The organism is Pseudomonas sp. K5002 (genome assembly GCF_013386655.1).
Classification (GTDB): Bacteria; Pseudomonadota; Gammaproteobacteria; order Pseudomonadales; family Pseudomonadaceae; genus Aquipseudomonas.
Window position 1 is genome coordinate 1 of sequence record NZ_JACARK010001644.1, and the last position, 595, is coordinate 595.

Annotated in this window: 1 protein-coding gene; it reads left to right on the forward strand. The window is 65.9% G+C overall.

Features of this window, described 5'->3' with window-relative positions; all coding sequences use genetic code 11:
- A partial coding sequence (urtB, locus tag HX846_RS38460; RefSeq protein ID WP_178967608.1) for an urea ABC transporter permease subunit UrtB occupies positions 1-595 on the forward strand: 595 nt, incomplete at both ends.

Genomic DNA, 595 nt, shown 5'->3' on the forward strand with positions numbered 1-595 from the left:
GATGGTGGGCGAGATTCTCGGCCAGGCCTTCAGCGGCATGTCCCTGGGCTCGATCCTGCTGCTGGCGGCGCTCGGCCTGGCGATCACCTTCGGCCTGCTCGGGGTGATCAACATGGCCCACGGCGAGATGCTGATGCTCGGCGCCTACTCCACCTATGTGGTGCAGTTGCTGATGCAGCGCTACGTGCCCCAGGCCATCGAGTTCTACCCGCTGATCGCGCTGCCGGTGGCGTTTTTTGTCACCGCCGCCATCGGCATGGCCCTGGAGCGCACGGTGATTCGTCACCTCTACGGCCGCCCGCTGGAAACCCTGCTCGCCACCTGGGGCATCAGCCTGATGCTGATCCAACTGGTGCGCCTGGTGTTCGGTGCGCAGAACGTTGAAGTGGCCAACCCCGAGTGGCTGTCCGGGGGAATCCAGGTGCTGCCCAACCTGGTGCTGCCGTACAACCGCATCGTGATCATCGCCTTCGCGCTGTTCGTGGTGGTGCTGACCTGGCTGCTGCTGAACAAGACGCGCCTGGGCCTCAACGTGCGGGCCGTGACCCAGAACCGCAACATGGCCGCCTGCTGCGGCGTGCCCACCGGACGCGTG